The organism is Cupriavidus phytohabitans, from assembly GCF_000426345.1.
In the GTDB taxonomy this organism is placed as follows: Bacteria; Pseudomonadota; Gammaproteobacteria; order Burkholderiales; family Burkholderiaceae; genus Cupriavidus.
Genome location: NZ_AUFE01000086.1, coordinates 1 through 17,651, shown reverse-complemented (window position 1 = coordinate 17,651; position 17,651 = coordinate 1). Strand labels below are relative to the sequence as shown.

Below are 17,651 nucleotides of genomic sequence, written 5' to 3'. Positions count from 1 at the left end.
CGGCTCGTTCGGGGCCGGCAACTATGGCATGTGCGGCCGTGCGTATTCGCCGCGCTTCCTGTGGATGTGGCCGAACGCGCGCATCTCGGTGATGGGCGGCGAGCAGGCCGCGAGCGTGCTGGCGACGGTGCGCCGCGATGGCATCGAGGCCAGGGGCGGCAAGTGGAGCGCGGAGGAAGAGGATGCCTTCAAGCAGCCGATCCGCGACCAGTACGAGCACCAGGGGCATCCGTACTACGCCAGCGCGCGGCTGTGGGACGACGGCGTGATCGATCCCGCGCAGACGCGCACGGTGCTGGGCCTGGGCCTGTCGGCCAGCCTGAACGCGCCGATCGAGGACATGAAGTTCGGCGTTTTCCGCATGTAAGCCTGCCCCCAGGTATCCCAGAACCGTTTTCAAGAACGCTCCCCGCGAGGAGCGAAAGGCGAAGTCATGTTCACCAAAGTCCTGATCGCAAACCGCGGCGAGATCGCCTGCCGTGTCGCCGCCACCTGCCGCCGGCTCGGCATCCGCACCGTTGCGGTGTACTCGGATGCCGACGCCGATGCGCGCCACGTCGCCTTCTGCGACGAAGCCGTCCATATCGGCGGCGCTGCCGCGCGCGACAGCTACCTGCGCGCCGATCACATCATTGAAATGGCGAAGGAGACCGGCGCCCAGGCGATCCACCCGGGCTACGGCTTCCTGTCCGAAAACGAAGCCTTCGCCGAGGCTTGCGCCGCCGCGGGGCTGGTCTTCATCGGCCCGCCGGCCTCCGCCATCCACGCGATGGGCAGCAAGAGCGCGGCCAAGCAGTTGATGGAGCGCGCTGCCGTACCGCTGGTGCCGGGCTACCACGGCGAAGACCAGGATCCGGCGCTGCTGCGCCGCGAGGCCGACCGCATCGGCTACCCGGTGCTGCTCAAGGCCAGCGCGGGCGGTGGCGGCAAGGGCATGCGCGTGGTCGAGTCGGGCGATGGCTTCGAGGCCGCGCTGGCATCGGTCAAGCGCGAGGCCAGCGCCAGCTTCGGCGACGACAAGGTGCTGGTGGAGAAATACCTGACCCGTCCTCGCCATATCGAGATCCAGGTGTTTGCCGACACGCACGGCAACTGCGTCTACCTGTTCGAGCGCGACTGCTCGGTGCAGCGCCGGCACCAGAAGGTGCTGGAAGAGGCGCCGGCGCCGGGCATGACGGAGGAACGCCGCCGCGCGATGGGCGAAGCCGCCGTGGCCGCCGCCAAGGCCGTGGGCTACGTCGGTGCGGGCACGGTAGAGTTCATCGCCAACCAGGACGGCTCCTTCTATTTCATGGAGATGAACACGCGCCTGCAGGTCGAGCACCCCGTGACCGAGATGATCACCGGGCAGGACCTGGTCGAATGGCAGCTGCGCGTCGCTGCCGGCGAGCCGCTGCCGCTGACGCAGCAGCAACTGCGCATCGACGGCCACGCGCTGGAGGCGCGCATCTACGCCGAGAACCCCGACAAGCAGTTCCTGCCCTCCACCGGCACGCTGCGCTTCCTGCGCACGCCGCCGGCGGTGCAGTTCATGCGCGGCGAGGATGCTCATGGCCCGGCCGGTATCCGCATCGATGCCGGCGTGCGCGAAGGCGACACCATCAGCCCGTACTACGACCCGATGATTGCCAAGCTGATCGTCTGGGGCAAGGACCGCGACGAGGCGCTGGCGCGCATGCGCCAGGCGCTGGCCGCATACCACGTGGTGGGTCTGTCGACCAACGTGGCGTTCCTGCAGCGGCTGGTGAAGTCGGAAGCGTTCCGCACCGCCGACCTCGATACCGGACTGATCGAGCGCAACGAGAGCGAACTGTTCCCGCAGCCTGAGCCGGTCGGAATCGACACTGTCGCGCTGGCCGTGGCCGCTTTGCTGGATCGCGAGATGCACGAACGCCGCATCGATGCCGCCGACCAGCATTCGCCGTGGACCCACGGCGGGGCGTGGCGGCTCAACGGCGGCGTCTCGCGCCAACTGCGCTTCGGCTACGGCGAACAGGTGCTCGACGTGACGCTGCATGTCAACGCGCGCGGCAGCACGCTGGCCTACGCCGGCCAGTCCGTGCCGTTCTCTTCGGTATGCAAGGCCGACGATATCCGCATCGACCTCGGCACGCGCCGTGTGCATGGGCACGTGCATGCGGAGGCGGACGACTTCCACGTTTTCTCGGCGGGCCGCCACTTGCTGCTGAGCTGGATCGATCCGCTGTCCCACGCCGGCGAAGCCGAAGGCGAGGGTGGCAAGCTGACCGCGCCGATGCCGGGCAAGGTCATCGCGGTGATGGTCGAAGCCGGCAGCACCGTCACGCGCGGCACGCCGCTGCTGGTGATGGAGGCGATGAAGATGGAGCACACCATCAGCGCGCCCGCCGACGGCGTGGTCAGCGAAGTGCTGTATGGCGTTGGCGAGCAGGTGACCGAAGGCGCCCAGCTGCTGGCGTTCGGTACCTGATTCTTTTACGGAGATCCGGCAGATGCATGCGGACAAGGTCAAGGTGGTTGAAGTCGGCCCGCGCGACGGCCTGCAGAACGAGAAGAATTTGATCCCCACCGAGACCAAGGTGGCGTTGATCGACCAGCTCACCGACGCGGGCTTTCCCAATATCGAAGTGGCATCGTTCGTCTCGCCGAAGTGGGTGCCGCAGATGGCCGACGGTGCCCAGGTAATGGCCGCGATCAGGCGGCGCCCCGGCATCATCTACTCGGCGCTGACGCCGAACATGAAGGGCCTGGAAGGCGCGCTTGCAGCGGGCGCAGACGAGGTCGTGATTTTCGGCGCGGCCAGCGAGGCGTTCTCGCAGAAGAACATCAACTGCTCGATCGCCGAGTCGATGGCGCGCTTCGAGCCCGTTGCCGCGGCCGCCAAGGCGAAGGGCGTGCGGCTCCGCGCCAGCGTGTCGTGCGCACTGGGCTGCCCTTACCAGGGCGAAGTCCCAATCGATGCCGTGCTCGACGTGGTGCGGCGCATGCGCGAGCTGGGCTGCGACGAGATCGATATCGCCGATACCATTGGCGTAGGCACACCCGACAAGGTGAAGGCCGTGATGCTTGCCGCCGCCACGGAATTCCCGCTGGGACAGCTATCCGGGCACTTCCACGACACGTATGGCCATGCCCTGGCCAACGTCGAGGCGAGCCTGGAAGCCGGCATCCGCATCTTCCATGCTTCCGTCGCCGGGCTTGGCGGTTGCCCATATGCGAAGGGCGCGACAGGGAACGTGGCGACGGAGGCATTGCTGCAGCGCCTGGCGAGCCTGGGGATGCAGACGGGGGTTGATCTGGACAAGGTCATTGCCGCGGCCGGACTGATCTCCAGGGCCATCGGCAAGCCGGTATTGCAGTAACGCAAGCGCCCCTCGATGCGGGGCGCTTGTCTCATATTGAGACACCGCTTGCATCAACCTGAGACAGCCTCGCCGAACCTGCCACGCAACGCTTGAATTCGCCCGGGGGCTCTCTTAAAGTACCTTTCCAGTTCGCGCCGCCACAACCGCAGCACAGGGTCGCGCGATAGACGACCTGGCCGCAACGACGGCCGGGCGTGCCACCGGCATCGGGGCTTACCGCTCCCTCGCGGCACCGCGCGACGCCGACCACTGGAGACAAGGCAATGCCCCCCGCACCGACAAGCCTGCTGTGCGATGCCAACATTGCACGGCGGGATTTCCTCGATGGCAAGGACGTGCCCGCCGGCGTCGTGTCCGACCTGATCATGCGTTCATGGCAGCGTGCCGCGCGCGCTGGCGTGCGTCCCGAGCAGCGCATGCTGTTTTCGGATGTCATCACGCACAGCGAGGTCCGGCGCAGCGAGGAAGAGAACCGCGCGCTGATCGAACTGGCTGGCGCTGACATGGAAGTGCTGGCCGGCGCCTTTCCGTCGCAGCAGTGGATCGTGCTCTGCACCAATGCCGAAGGCGTGATCGTGTCCTCCCACGGGCGCCTGGGCGCGGGGCCGGGCGGGCCATCGCCGCTGCAGCATGGCCGGCGCATCTGCGAGACCGGCATCGGCACCAACGCACCCGGCTGCCTGCTGGCGGAGGGCGGCAGCGCCGTCGAAATCCGCCGCGGCGAGCATTTCCTGCACGAGCTGGTCGACGTGGTCTGTGCCGCCGCGCCGATCTACGACTGCCATGACCGGCTGATCGGCGTGCTCGATATCACCGGCTTCGGCGTCGACTTGCCGGCCTACGCGGTCAGCCATGTGCGCGCTGCGGCCACGTCGATCGGCAACCGCACCTTCGAGCGGCTGCCCGGCTGCTGCATCGTGCGCCTTCACCACGACCGGCGCATGCTGCATACGCCGGCGGAAGGCATCGTCGCGGTGTCCGCCGACGGCGTGATCGTGGCGGCAAACCATACTGCCCGCGACATGCTGCGGCTTGGCAGCGCCGAGATCGGCGCGATCGATATCGGCAGTGTCTTTGCCGAAGGTATGCATGGCCCCGGAGGTGCGGTGCAAAGCGTCGTGCGCACGGTCGCCGGCGGGCGGCTGCATGTCTCTGCAAGCGAAACACAGCGTCCGCGCTCCCGTGGCGCCGCGCCACGCGCCGAGGACACCGGTCCGCTGGCCGGCCACCTCATTGCCGATGCCACGCTGGCGCGCGCCTTCGACAAGGCCAGCATGGCGGTCGGCGCGCAGGTGCCGGTGATCTTGCTGGGCGAGACCGGCACCGGCAAGACCATGCTGGCGCGCGCGCTGCACGAGGCCAGCCGGCCGGACGGCAACTTTGTTTCGATCAACTGCTCGGCGATTCCCGAAGGGCTCGCCGAAGCCGAGCTGTTCGGCTATGCCGACGGCGCCTTTACCGGCAGCCGCCGCGGCGGCTGCGCGGGCAAGATCGAACAGGCCAACCACGGCACGCTGTTCCTCGACGAAATCGGCGACATGCCGCTGGCACTGCAGACGCGGCTGCTGAGCGTGCTGCAGGAGCGCTGCGTGACACGTGTCGGCGCGGCCAAGCCCATCCCGGTCGACCTTTCGGTGATATGCGCCACGCATCGCACCCTGCCGGAGCTGGTGCGGCAGGGCGCCTTCCGCGAGGACCTGTATTTCCGCATCAACGGCATGTCGGTGCGCGTGCCGGCGCTGCGCGACCGCACCGACCTGCCCGAGCTGATCGCCGCGATGCTGCAGACGCTGGCGCGTGGCCGGCGCAAGGCGCTCGACGCCGACGTGATGGCGTTGCTGATGTCGCATCCCTGGCCGGGCAATGTCCGCGAGCTGCACCAGGTGCTGCGTACCGCGGTGGCGCTGTCGGGCCTCAGCGAGGAAATCCGGCGCGAGCATCTCGACGAGAGCTGGCTGGAAGCGGCGACACGGGTGACCGGGGCGGACGTCCTGCCCGCCGCCGGCCAGCCGATGCTGCTGGCGCAGGCGCAGAACCAGCTGATCCAGCGCACCCTCGACGAGCTGAGCGGCAACCGTTCCGAGGCCGCGCGCGCACTCGGCATCTCGCGCGCGACGTTGTACCGAAAGATGGCGCGCGCCAAGATCCGTTAGAACGGTCCTTTCATCCCCCCTCGACCCCTGCTCGCCCAAGCCGTGGCAGCGGGGGTTTTTCATTGGCGGCCTGTCTTACCTGTATCGAGACATTGGATCAGATTGCGACACACAGCGCAGCGTCGCGCCGGCGGTGCCATGTGCAGCTGGCGCGAAAACACGCGCCGGCGCGCGGTCTTTGCGGCAGGCACGCCGCTTGCGTTGCAGGGCATCGCATACCAACCAGGAATCAACATGAGGAGACAAGCGATGCACGGCAATGCAGGACTGCTGATCGACGGAAGACTCGTGCAGGGCACCGCCACGCTCGACGTGGTCAACCCCGCCACCGGCAAGGTGTTCACCACGGTATCGCGCGCCACCGAGCGCGAGGCCGCCGCCGCGGTCGCTGCCGCCAAGGCCGCGCAGCCCGGCTGGGCCGCGCTGGAACTGGCGCAGCGGCGTGCGCTGTTGCTGCGCTTTGCCGACGAGCTGCGCGACAATGCCGAAGACCTCGCCGCCACGCTGGTGCTTGAACAGGGCAAGCCGCTGGCCGAGGCGCGCCAGGAACTGCAGTTCGCAGAAGCCTTCGTGCGCCATATCGCCGGGTTGGAACTGCCAGTGTCGCTGGTGCAGGACGACGCTACCCACCGCATCGAACTGCACCACAAGCCGCTGGGCGTGGTGACCGCCATCGCGGCGTGGAATTTCCCGGTGCTGATTGCCGCCTACAAGCTGGCGCCGGCGCTGCTGATGGGCAATACCGTGGTGCTCAAGCCCGCGCCGACCACGCCGGTGGCAACGCTGCAACTCGGGGCGATCCTGGCCGACCTGCTGCCTCCCGGCGTGGTCAACGTCATCACCGATGCCAATGACCTGGGCAGCTACCTGACCTCGCATCCCGATGTGGCCAAGGTCTCGTTCACCGGCTCGACCGCCACCGGCAAGAAGGTGATCGCGAGCGCCGGCCCGGGACTGAAGCGCATCACGCTGGAGCTGGGCGGCAACGACGCGGCCATCGTGCTCGACGATGCCGATGTGGCGGAAATCGCGCCGAAGATCTTCGGCAGCGCCTTCTACAACTGCGGGCAGGTATGCCTGGCGCTGAAGCGGCTCTATGTCCATGCCTCGGTCCATGACGCGCTGTGCGATGCACTGGCTGACCTGGCCGGGCGCGCGGTGGTCGGCAACGGCGCGGAAGCCGGTGTCACGATGGGGCCGCTGCAGAATGCGATGCAGTACGACAAGGCCGGCCGCTTCCTGGCCAGCGCGCGCCGCGACGGCAAGATCCTGGCGGGCGGCGCGCTGCTCAAAGGCGATGGCTACTTTGTCGCCCCGACCATCGTGCGCGACCTGACTGACCAGAGCGAGCTGGTGGCGGAGGAACAGTTCGCGCCGATCCTGCCGGTGCTGAAGTTCGACAGCATCGACGAAGCCGTGGCGCGCGCCAATGGCACGCCGTACGGACTCGGTGGCTCGGTATGGTCACGCGAAGAAGAGCGCGCCTATGCGGTGGCATGGCGTCTCGATGTGGGCACGGCATGGGTCAACCACCACCTGCATTTCGGCCCGCATATCCCGCTGGTGGGCGCCAAGGAGTCCGGCGTCGGCGTGGAGTTCGGGCCGGAAGGGCTGGCCGAGTATGCGCAACTGAGCGTGATCAATATCGCGCGCGCACAGGTCAGCTGACGCAGCAGGCCCGCCGCACGGCGGTCGGCGCAAGCAAGGGGCGGGGCTGGCTGCGCTATCACTTCACCGGGCACTTCGATGTGCGCGGCGGGCTGTCATATGCTTTCGGCGGCGAGACCTCGGTCAACGGCGTATCGCGCGACGACTGCACCAATACTTCGAAACGCCATATCAAGAATGAAGACAGAGGAGACCAAGATGCATAGCAACAAGGTACGGCTGCTAGTGAGCGTGATGGCAGCCGCCAGCATGGCGCTGCCGGCGACAGTGGCATTCGGCGCCGATGGCACCGCCGCCGGCCGCCCGGCAAAGACGCACAAGCCGGCCAACGCCGCCGCGCGCGTGGACGGCGCGGCCATCCGCGCCAACGAGGCTGGCACGCCGAACTGGCCCAGCTATGGACTGGATTATGCCGAGACCCGATTCAGCAAGCTCGACCAGGTCAACGCGGGCAACGTCAGGAACCTGGGGCTGGCGTGGTCCTACGACCTGGAATCGACGCGCGGCGTGGAAGCGACGCCGCTGGTGGTCGACGGCGTGATGTACGTCTCCGCGCCGTGGAGCGTGGTACACGCCATCGACGCGCGCACCGGCAAGCGCCTGTGGACCTACGACCCGCAGGTGCCGCGCGACCAGGCCTACAAGGGCTGCTGCGATGTGGTCAACCGCGGCGTGGCGCTGTACAAGGGCAAGGTTTTCGTCGGTGCCTTCGACGGCCGGCTGGTGGCGATCGACGCCGCTACCGGCAAGAAGGCGTGGGAGCAGGACACCATCGTCGACCGCGGCAAGTCATACACCATTACCGGAGCGCCGCGCGTCTACAACGGCAAGGTGATCATCGGCAACGGTGGCGCGGAGTACGGCGTGCGCGGCTACATCACCGCCTACGATGCCGAGACCGGCAAGCAGCAATGGCGCTGGTACACGGTGCCGGGCGACCCCGCCAGGCCCTTCGAGAACGAAGCCATGGCGAAGGCCGCGGCCACCTGGGATCCCAGCGGCAAGTACTGGGTCAACGGTGGCGGCGGCACGGTGTGGAACACCATGGCGTTCGACCCTGAGCTGAACCTGATGTACATCGGCACCGGCAACGCCGGCCCCTGGAGCCGCAAGCTGCGCAGCCCGAAGGGCGGCGACAACCTCTATGCGGCCTCCGTGGTGGCGCTGAATCCCGATACCGGCGAATACGTGTGGCACTACCAGGAAACCCCGGGCGACAACTGGGACTACACCTCGACGCAGGACATCATCCTCGCCGACCTGAAGATCGACGGCCAGCCGCGCAAGGTGATCCTGCACGCGCCCAAGAACGGCTTCTTCTTCGTGATCGACCGGACCAACGGCAAGTTCATCTCAGCCAAGAACTTCGTCGACGTCAACTGGGCCTCGGGCTATGACAAGGAGGGCCGGCCGATCGAGACGCCGCAGTCGGACACTTCGGGCAAGCCGGCGGATATCGTGCCAGGGCCGTTCGGCGCGCACAACTGGCATTCGATGTCGTTCCACCCCAGGCTGGGGCTGGCCTTCATCCCGGCGCAGCACGTGCCGCTGACGCTGGCAGACAACAAGGAGTGGGCCCACAACCAGAAGGACTCGCCCGAGGCGCATCGCGGCGTGGGCTGGAACCTGGGCATGCTGGTCAATGCCGAGCCGCCCAAAAGCAAGCCGATGGGGCGGCTGATCGCCTGGGACCCGCTGGCGCAGAAGGCGGTATGGCACCAGGACCATGCCGGGCCGTGGAACGGCGGCACGCTCGCGACCGCCGGCAACCTGGTGTTCCAGGGTACCGCGGACGGACGGCTGGTGGCGTACCACGCCGGCACCGGCGAAAAGCTGTGGCAGGCGCCGACCGGCTCCGGCGTGGTCGCGGCGCCCGTGACCTACCTGCTCGACGGCAAGCAGTACGTCTCGGTGGCAGTGGGCTGGGGCGGCGTGTATGGCCTGAGCCAGCGCGGGAGCGACAAGCAGGCGCCGGGGCGGGTCTACACCTTTGTCCTGAACGGCAGGAAGCCGATGCCCGAGTCGGCGCCTTACGCGATGGCACCGCTGCTGAGCGGGGTGAAGTACGACCCCGCCAAGGTGGCCGACGGGCAGAAGCTCTATGTCAACAACTGCGTCTTTTGCCATGGCGTGCCCGGCGTCGACAAGGGCGGCAATGTCCCCAACCTGGCCTATGTCGGCGCGCCGATGATCGAGCACCTCGACAAGATCCTGTTCAACGGGCCGTTCGTGCAGAAGGGCATGCCGGATTTCACCGGCAAGCTGACGGCCGAGGACGTGGTCAAGATCCAGGCGTTCATCCAGGGCACCGCCGACGCGGTGCGGCCGAAGAAGCCCTGACAGGTGTGCGCGCGCAGGCCGGTATGGCCCGCGCGCTTCACGCACGCAAAAGTGGCTGTTCGCCAAATCGGAATTGTCGTGGTACCTCGAATTGAGAGGAAATACCGCCTGGACAATTTGAGCCGTGGTGAGCAGTGAAATGAAAATCCAGTCAACGGAAACCGTGACGGAGGGTGGCGCCGGCGGCGGTTTCTCCCTCGACAACCCCGCCCTCGAAAGCATCGGTGTCCGCATCACGCAGTGGCGCCCCGATTACGTGGAGCTTGAACTGCCGGTCACGTCCAGCATGCTGAACCGCAGCCGCGTGGTCCATGGCGGCACGATCTGCACGCTGCTGGACGCCGCCACCGGCTATGCCGGCCTGTTCTCTGCGCCGGGCGAGGCGGCGCGGCATGCGGTGACGCTGTCGCTGACTTCCAACTTTTTGAGCAATGGCACGGGCAGCGTGCTGACGGCCAAGGGCACTGTCGACCGGCGCGGGCGCTCGATCTTCTTTTCGCGCGCGGAGGTGTGGCTCGACCAGGAGTTGCTGGTGGCGACGGGCGTTGCCACCATGAAGTACCTGAAGTAGGGCGAGGGGGCGTGCGTCCCCCAGGGGAATCTGCGGCGGAAATGATCGCTCCCGCTGCCAGGTGACTGAGAGAATCGGCCAGCCATGGTCACTGGACCACGTAGCGTCCCGGGCGGTGGTTGGTTGCCAACACAAAGTTGAGGACAACGGCCCCGAGAATGGAGAGAGCGACACGCGGCCATGGAACGGTCAGGAGGGCCGCTGCGACGATCGCCGCATCCACCGCCATCTGGATGTGGCCGGCACGCCAGTTGAGCCGTTCCTGAAGCACGAATGCAAGGATGCCGACACCGCCGAGGCTCGCCTTGTGCCGGAACAGGATCAGGAATCCGTTGCCCAATAATGCGCCTCCCAGTATTGCGGCAAGCGTGGGATCAAGCGTGGCGAAGCTGAGCCAGCGCGGCAGCAAGTCGGTTTCGACGGAGAACAACAGCACGGCCACGAACGTCCGGAAGGTGAACGTCCCGCCCATGTATTTCCACGCAAGCCAGTAGAAGGGCAGGTTGAAGGCGAAGAACGCCAGGCTGAACGGTATGCCGCCGAGGTAATGGGCAAGGAATGCCAGACCAGCCGTACCGCCCGACAGCAAGCCTGCCTGCTTGAACATGGACACCGCCAGTGCGACAAGCAGTGTGCCGATCAGCAGTGCCTGCATGTTCTCCATGGGGGTGTGTTGGGCGATAGCAGGCTTCATGGCAGAGGCGGGGGCGAAGACGGCTTCGAGACCTGCTCATCCAGATAGGTCGGGCGCGCGTCGGACTACGACTGGCGTAGTGTAGCGACGCTGGACGAGGCCTCGCATGATCCTGGTCAAGCGTCAGCCGCCAAGCTATGAGTTCGTCCAGCAATCTGTCCCGCCGGGCAGGGGAGTATACTTTCGGCCTTCGCCACGCACCAAAAAGATTAGCCATGAGCGCATTACCTCCCTGCCCGAAATGTAATTCCGAGTTCACCTATGAGGATGGGGGTCTCTATATTTGCCCGGAATGCGCTCATGAATGGTCGGTGCAGGCATCAGCGCCGGCCGAAGCGGAGGTCAGGGTTTATCGCGATTCGGCGGGCAATGTATTGCAGGATGGGGATACCGTCACTGTCATCAAGGACCTCAAGCTGAAGGGCTCAACCGGCGTGATCAAGATGGGCACCAAGGTGAAGAACATTCGCCTGGTCGACGGTGACCACGATATAGATTGCAAGATCGATGGCATTGGTGCCATGAGCCTGAAATCAGAGTTCGTCAGGAAGGTGTGACGAGGGTCGGAAGGACTAAGCTCGATCTCACTCCGACCCGCGGCATCGTAGCCGTGGGCTCTTCGAAGGCCAAGCCTCTGTATCGCCTACTTTCGATCCGCGACGGAAAGCGTGATCTGTGATTCGCTTGCCTCGGCTGGGGCGCCCTCGTTGAGAGCTGCCGATGCCGATCGCCTGTGATCGACCATCAGGATCGCGATCAGGCCAATCACGGCCGGAATGGCAATCGCAACAAAGTTCTGCTGCAGCGGCAGATTCATGGCGACCAGGACGCCAATGACGATTGGCGCCAGGATTGCTCCACTGCGACCGATACCCAGTGCCCAGCCGAGCCCGGTAGAACGGATAGCGGTCGGATAGAACTGCCCCGTGTAGGCATTCGCTACGATCTGCGTGCCGATGGTCGACGCGCCGGCAAGGCCTACCGCGAGGTACTGCAGTTCCTCGGGCAGCCTGAACCCAAGGAGCGTGATCGAGAAGGCGGCCAGCCCATACATCGCGGCAAGTACGTACTTGATGTGATACCGGTCGGCAAGCCATCCGCCCCCCACCGCGCCGATCATCGCGCCGATGTTGAGGACCAGCACGAACGTCAACGCGGAGCCCAGGCTGTACCCCGCGGTTGCCATCAGCTTGGTCAGCCATGAACTCAGCGCGTACACCATGAACAGGCACATGAAGAACGCGATCCAGAACATGATGGTGCTGAAGCCGCGGCCCTCGTGGAACAGATGCCGGATCGGCGCGCTGTCGGCCTTGTCCTGGGCCGGCACGGCGAAGCGATCGGCCGTGGACCACTGGCGGCCTGGTGCGAGGCTGGAAGCAATGCGCCGCAATCCCGCTTCGTCCTCCCTTTTCAGCAGGAAGGGCATCGATTCGGGCAGCGACTTGAGAATGACGGGGACGAGCAGAACGGGAAGGCCGGCAGCGAGGAACACCGATTGCCAGCCGTACGTTTCAATCAGGCCCTTGCCGAGGATGGCAGCGAGCATTCCGCCGACCGCATAGCCGCTGAACATCAGGGTGACAAGCGTCGCCCGCATCCTTTTCGGTGCGTACTCCGTCATTTGCGCGACGACATTGGGCATGACGCCGCCGATGCCGAGCCCGGCGAGGAAGCGCGCGACGCCGAACAGCAGGGGATCCCTGGCCAGGCCGGCCGCGGCAGTGAAGACGCTGAACAGGATGACGCAGATCGCGATGGCCCAGCGCCGGCCGATCCTGTCGGCCAGGGTGCCGAGAGAGATCGCGCCGAACACCATGCCAAACAGGGCGGAGCTGACCATGAGTCCGGCTTGCGCTGGTGCCACGCCGAGGTCCTTCATGATCGAAGGTAGTGCGATGCCTACGACCGCCAGGTCGTATCCGTCAAAGATGATGATGAGTGCGCACCAGCACAGTACGCGTGCATGGAAGCGGTTGAAGGCGGCCTCGTCGGCCAGCTTGTGGACGTCGATATGCGACATGGGGGCTTGTCTCCGGTGCATTTTCTTGTGTAGATGGACTACTGCTTTGCCATGGGAACATTCGGGTCGGCGAGGCGGCCGGGATCGACTTGCCTGCGCTGCTCGATCAGGCGGCGTGCGAAGCGGAGGTCGCGCGCGGCGTTGGCACCGACCGCGGCCTGGATGACATCGCCGTCGAGGTAGAGCAGCACGAAGCTGTCCCCGCAGGGCGTGCCACGTGCCACCACGCGATGTGATTGCAGCGGAAAGCCGAAGATCTGCAGGTTCACGCCATACTGGTCCGACCAGAACCACGGCAGGGATTCATCGTCGACGGGAAGGCCGAGAGCCGCGCGCGCCGCGGCGATACCCTGGTCCTGTGCGCTCTGCCAGGATTCCAGTCGCAAACGCCGTCCGGCCCATGGATTGGGCCTTACCGCCACATCGCCTGCGGCGAAGATATCGGGGTCGGAAGTGCGGCAGCTTCTGTCGATGATCACGCCGCCTTCGCATTCCAGTCCGGCATCACGAGCAAGCTCATCATTGGGCATGAGACCTACACCCGCGACGATGGCGTGGCACGTCAGCGTGTTGCCATCGGCAAGCATCACCACGGACAGGCCGTCGGCGCCTTGCGCCATGCCGGTGATGTGGGCGCCGAGCATGACGCGGGTGCCGTGCGCACCATGCAGCCCGAGCAGGTGTTCCGAGATCTCCGGTGGCACGGTGCGCTCGCACAGCCGGCCTTGCGCTTCGACGACCGTAACCTCCGCTCCGTTCTGCCGCGCGGTGGCGGCGACTTCCAGGCCGATCCAGCCGCCGCCAATGACAACGATGCTGCGGCCCGGTCGCAGCTCAGGCGCCAGCGACAAGGCATCGCCGATCGTGCGCAAGGTATAGCTCAGCGTAGACTCCACACCCGGGACAGCAAGTGCGCGCGCCCTGCCGCCGGTACACAGGATCAGCTTGTCGTAACTCAGCAGCTCTCCGTTGGACATCTCCAGGCACTTCGCGCCGCGGTCGATGCGGACCGCTCGCATGTCCACCCACCACTCCAGCCTGAGCGCTTCGAACGCCTCCGGCTTGAGCAGCCAAGTGCTGGCGGGTGCCGCCTCACCGGCAAGCACGGCCTTGGACAGCGGCGGTCGCTCGTACGGTGGGTGGGTCTCGTCGCCGATGAGCACGAGCCGGCCGGTGAAGCCCTCGCTGCGCAGCGTCTGGGCGGCCCAGCCGCCGGCCTGGCCCGCGCCGATGATGACGATGGTGGCGGCTGGCGACAGGGCAGTCGCGCCATGTGGTCGTTCGGAATTCATGTGCGTCCCTTGTGGTTGCATGACCGGCACGTTTCAGCCGAGGTCGAGGTAGACCTTGTCGCCTTCGATCCGGACCGGATAGGTACGGATGCCTTCGGTCAGCGGGGCGCACATCGCTGCGCCGTTGCGGATGTCGAACCTGCCCTGATGGAGCGGGCATTCGATCTCGTGTCCTTCAAGAAAGCCGTCGCACAGGCGCGCGTGGCCATGCGTGCAGACGTTGTCGGTGGCATAGACGTCGCCGTCGACACCATACAGGGCGATCTCCTTGCCCTCGACGGCCACGGCGATCACATCGTCCTGCGGCACGCTGGACAGCAGTGCTGCCTCGATCCAGGTTTCAGTCATGAATGGCTCCTGCTAGATGGGGTAGATCAGCGAGTTGGGAATCATCTCGCTATCGAATACGCAGATCCGGGACGCGAAGCGCCAGCCCTCAGGCGCGCGCACGATGGTGTCCAGGTAGCGGCCAGCGTTGTACACATCGGTCATCTGGTCCGGCTTGGTGCGCAGCACGGCATAGTTCGTCTCAGCCACGATCTTGTCGGCGCAGGCCTCCCGGATCAGGGGCGCGCCGACGATGTGGCGCTGGTAATAGGGATCGTGGAACAGCGTCTCCCGGATGCCATAGATGCGGTCCTTCAGCATCCCCTTGCCTTCGAGCGACAGCGTGGCGAGCGGAAACCCGCGCTCGTGGTTCTCGCGCGGCTGGACCCGATAGAGGCAGTCCTCGGTGAAGAATTCCGGCCAGCGGTCCCATTCGCCGTTGTCCACGGCGCTCGTGTAGTCGGCGTGCAGGGCGAGCAGCGCGTAGTAGTCAGTGAAGTTCATGGCTTCAGACCTCCATCACCTTGCGCCAGTAGGCGTACATGCCGCGGATCAGGGTCTCGGTGACCATGTGCTCCGTGTTTTCCGCGGTCTTCCCACCCAGTTCGGCGATCACGCGATGCCAGGGCTTCTGGGTGAAGCCTTCCTGCGAGCATTCGATGGCTTCGCCATCGTCGGCCGACACGAAGCCGGCTGGTCCGAAGAGATTGGCCTGGCGCAGGCGGCGCTGCGTCATTTCTTCGGTATCGTCCTCGAAGCCGAAGTGCGTCCAGACGAAGTCGAAGGAGTCGGGGCCGTTGGGCTGGATATGGCGCGTGGACACCGAGTTGACCTGCTGCTGGAAGATCACGCCCGGGAAGACCGTCATCATTACCGCGGTCGGCTCGCCCCACCACGGTTCGTGAACGATGTCGAGAATGCGGTCGTCGTGCAGGGCCATCTGGTCCTTGAAGCTGGACACGCCCGAGGTCACGTCGCTCTTGCCGCCCTGGCCGCGGGTCGACACCATCGCGGCGTGGCGGAACTCGGCATCCATCACCAGGCGCGCCTTGTTGTCCGCCCGCCAGAGCCCGAACGTGACAAACCACGTATGCAGCAGGCCGGGGTGGTAGGGATCCTTGATGTTCTCCTGCATCAGCTTCCAGTTGCCCGGGATTCGCTGCTTGTTGTAGCCGAGGACCTTCAGCTTGCTGCCATTGAAGAGGCGGTCGAAGTAGCCGAGGATGTCCGGCCCGAGGTAAGCCTCGAGCGAGGGGACATCGTGGTCGAACGACGCGAACACGACCCCGCCACGCGTGGCGACCTTCAGTTGCGTGAGCCCGTGCTCCTGCGGCTTGAAGTCGGCGGGCATGCCACCGTTGACCTTGCCGTCCTGCCTGACGCCGCGACGCAGCGGCACCCCTTGCAGGTTGCCCTTCAGGTCGTAGTTCCACTGGTGGTAGGGGCAGTGGAAATCCTTCCGGTTGCCGCTGCGCTCCCGGCAGAACTTCATGCCGCGATGCGCGCATACGTTCTCGATGACGTTGATCTCTCCGTCCTGGTCGCGCACCAGGATCACGGAACGCTCGCCGAGCGTGGTGCGCTTGAAGTCGCCGGGATTCGGGATCTCGGCCTCGAGGCCGACATAGTTCCAGTGGCCGCGGTAGAAGCAGCGTTCGAGTTCGCGCTGGTAAAGCTGCGTGTCCGTATAGACGCGGAACGGGATGCGGCTGATGCCGTCGTCGGCCCACACTGGGCGGTCTTCATGGGAGGCAGTTGCCATGGTTGTTTCCAAAGAGGCGAACGGAGTCCGCGCACATGCCAGGTGGGCCTGTGCGATGTCTGTGCGCTTGGGGTGGCTTCAGGTCGGGAAGGATTCCCCGGTGCGGGCTATCGCCAGAGGGGGGCGAGGTTCATGGGGCGTCTCCCTATGTCTTTTCGTATGGAAACGATCATCGGACATCGACCTCAATAAACCAATAGAATCCCGGCTATAGTTGATATTCATGAAATCAATAAAGGCACGCGATGGAACTGAGGGACGTCGACCTGAACCTGCTCGTCGTGTTCGATCAACTGCTGAGGCAGGGGACTGTTTCCGGAACGGCCAGGGCCATGAACCTGAGCCAGCCGGCCGTCAGCAATGCGTTGGCCCGGTTGCGGACCTTGCTGGGTGACCAGCTCTTTGTTCGGAGCAGCAAGGGAATGCTGCCGACACCACTAGCACAGGAACTGGCCGAGCCGGTAAGCCATGCGCTGGAGTCGTTGCAGGCAACGCTCAGTCACAAGCTGACATTCGATCCGTTGCGCAGCGTGCGCGCCTTCCGGATCGCCATGACGGATATCGGCGAGGTGCACTTCATTCCGCCGCTGATGGGTGCGCTTGGGCAACGTGCGCCAGGTGTGACGGTGACGACGGTGCGCAATACGGCGGTCGACCTGGCGGCCGAGATGAGTCAGGGAAAGACCAACCTCGCTGTCGGCCACCTGCCTGAACTCAGTACAGAATTCTTTCAACGGCGCCTGTTCCGCCAGCGCTATGTCTGCCTGTTCCGTCCCGGTCACGCGATGGACAAGAAGAAGGTCAGCATGCGGGACTTCGAAGCCGCGGAGCATGTCGTGGTCACTGCGGCAGGCACAGGGCATGCCCGGGTCGACGAAATCCTTGCCCAGGGCGGTGTACAGCGGAGCATCCGGCTGCGCGTCCCGCATTTCGTGGCGCTGGCGGACATCATCGCCACCACTGACCTGGTCGCCACCGTAACCTGGACCTTTGCGGAACGATGTGCCAGGTACTTCGGGCTCCGGTACGTCAGCCATCCGTTCGCGCTGCCGACTATCCAGATCAATCTCTTCTGGCATGCCCGGTATCATCGCGATCCTGCGAACCAGTGGCTGCGCAACGAGTTTATTGAACTGTTTTCGGAATAGGGTCCCGGCCACTGGCGAGGTCGTCATCCAGCTGATATGACTCCCCGTGTCAATCGAGATTGGTTTGATTCAGTTTCACAGTTGCATGTAGTTCCCCCAATTTCCTGGAGGGCGACGTAGCAGTAAGTCTCGACGGTGGATCATGCTGATATCCGCGGGTTGGTTACCGCATTACAGAGGTCCGCCCAATGAGCCTGCCGCTATCTAATTCCGCAAGTCGGATGAGATCCGTTGCCTAGCTGGATCGCGGGTTGCTCGTGTGCCGGGCTACGTCGCCCTTCAGGAAACTGAGGCCTCATAGTAGTGTCAGATAGGTACCGGTATTGGGT

Annotated in this window: 15 protein-coding genes; 9 read left to right on the top strand and 6 right to left on the bottom strand. The window is 65.4% G+C overall.

Translation table 11 applies throughout. From position 1 onward, the window contains the following. The 7 genes from K309_RS0130530 to K309_RS0130500 form a co-directional block, all read left to right on the top strand. A partial coding sequence (locus tag K309_RS0130530; RefSeq protein WP_029049871.1) for a carboxyl transferase domain-containing protein occupies positions 1–367 on the top strand: 367 nt, incomplete at its 5' end. Between the two features lie 66 nt (positions 368–433). Continuing rightward, a complete protein-coding gene (locus K309_RS0130525) occupies positions 434–2,449 on the top strand; it encodes an acetyl/propionyl/methylcrotonyl-CoA carboxylase subunit alpha (RefSeq protein ID WP_029049870.1) in 2,016 nt (671 codons plus the stop codon). Between the two features lie 22 nt (positions 2,450–2,471). Beyond that, complete coding sequence (locus tag K309_RS37955; protein ID WP_035878617.1) at positions 2,472–3,341, top strand: hydroxymethylglutaryl-CoA lyase; 870 nt, start codon at positions 2,472–2,474, stop codon at positions 3,339–3,341. Positions 3,342–3,607: 266 nt separating this feature from the next. Beyond that, positions 3,608–5,497, top strand: coding sequence for a sigma-54-dependent Fis family transcriptional regulator (locus K309_RS0130515; protein WP_051320695.1), 1,890 nt, complete (start codon positions 3,608–3,610; stop codon positions 5,495–5,497). Between the two features lie 234 nt (positions 5,498–5,731). Next, positions 5,732–7,165 carry an aldehyde dehydrogenase family protein gene (locus K309_RS0130510; RefSeq protein ID WP_232232555.1) on the top strand — a complete coding sequence of 478 codons (1,434 nt, stop codon included), beginning with the start codon at positions 5,732–5,734 and terminating at the stop codon, positions 7,163–7,165. A 198-nt stretch (positions 7,166–7,363) separates the two neighbouring features. Next, the gene (locus K309_RS0130505; protein WP_156914499.1) at positions 7,364–9,505 is read left to right on the top strand and encodes a PQQ-dependent dehydrogenase, methanol/ethanol family; all 2,142 of its coding nucleotides are present in this window, start codon (positions 7,364–7,366) and stop codon (positions 9,503–9,505) included. A gap of 139 nt (positions 9,506–9,644) precedes the next feature. Further along, entirely contained in the window at positions 9,645–10,076 is a 432-nt protein-coding gene (locus K309_RS0130500; RefSeq protein WP_051320694.1) for a PaaI family thioesterase, read from the top strand. An 88-nt stretch (positions 10,077–10,164) separates the two neighbouring features. On the opposite strand, the gene K309_RS0130495 is transcribed toward K309_RS0130500, so the two are convergent. After that, on the bottom strand, positions 10,165–10,731 hold the full coding sequence (locus K309_RS0130495; protein ID WP_232232554.1) for a YitT family protein: 567 nt from the start codon (positions 10,729–10,731) through the stop codon (positions 10,165–10,167). 254 nt (positions 10,732–10,985) lie between these two features. On the opposite strand from K309_RS0130495, the gene K309_RS0130490 reads away from it, so the two are divergent. After that, entirely contained in the window at positions 10,986–11,327 is a 342-nt protein-coding gene (locus tag K309_RS0130490; protein WP_029049864.1) for a zinc ribbon domain-containing protein YjdM, read from the top strand. A gap of 86 nt (positions 11,328–11,413) precedes the next feature. On the opposite strand, the gene K309_RS0130485 is transcribed toward K309_RS0130490, so the two are convergent. The 5 genes from K309_RS0130485 to K309_RS0130465 are packed head-to-tail and all read right to left on the bottom strand — an operon-like array spanning position 11,414 to position 16,174. Beyond that, the gene (locus tag K309_RS0130485) at positions 11,414–12,793 is read right to left on the bottom strand and encodes an MFS transporter (RefSeq protein WP_029049863.1); all 1,380 of its coding nucleotides are present in this window, start codon (positions 12,791–12,793) and stop codon (positions 11,414–11,416) included. Between the two features lie 38 nt (positions 12,794–12,831). Continuing rightward, positions 12,832–14,085 (bottom strand): NAD(P)/FAD-dependent oxidoreductase, encoded by a 1,254-nt coding sequence (locus K309_RS0130480; protein WP_029049862.1) that lies wholly within the window; start codon positions 14,083–14,085, stop codon positions 12,832–12,834. A gap of 33 nt (positions 14,086–14,118) precedes the next feature. Next, complete coding sequence (locus tag K309_RS0130475; protein ID WP_029049861.1) at positions 14,119–14,433, bottom strand: non-heme iron oxygenase ferredoxin subunit; 315 nt, start codon at positions 14,431–14,433, stop codon at positions 14,119–14,121. A 12-nt stretch (positions 14,434–14,445) separates the two neighbouring features. Next, positions 14,446–14,916, bottom strand: coding sequence for an aromatic-ring-hydroxylating dioxygenase subunit beta (locus tag K309_RS0130470; protein ID WP_029049860.1), 471 nt, complete (start codon positions 14,914–14,916; stop codon positions 14,446–14,448). 4 nt (positions 14,917–14,920) lie between these two features. Next, positions 14,921–16,174, bottom strand: coding sequence for an aromatic ring-hydroxylating dioxygenase subunit alpha (locus K309_RS0130465; RefSeq protein ID WP_029049859.1), 1,254 nt, complete (start codon positions 16,172–16,174; stop codon positions 14,921–14,923). Between the two features lie 245 nt (positions 16,175–16,419). Here K309_RS0130465 and K309_RS0130460 point away from each other — a divergent pair, with 245 nt between their 5' ends. After that, a complete protein-coding gene (locus K309_RS0130460) occupies positions 16,420–17,322 on the top strand; it encodes a LysR family transcriptional regulator (protein WP_029049858.1) in 903 nt (300 codons plus the stop codon). Positions 17,323–17,651 lie beyond the last annotated feature (329 nt).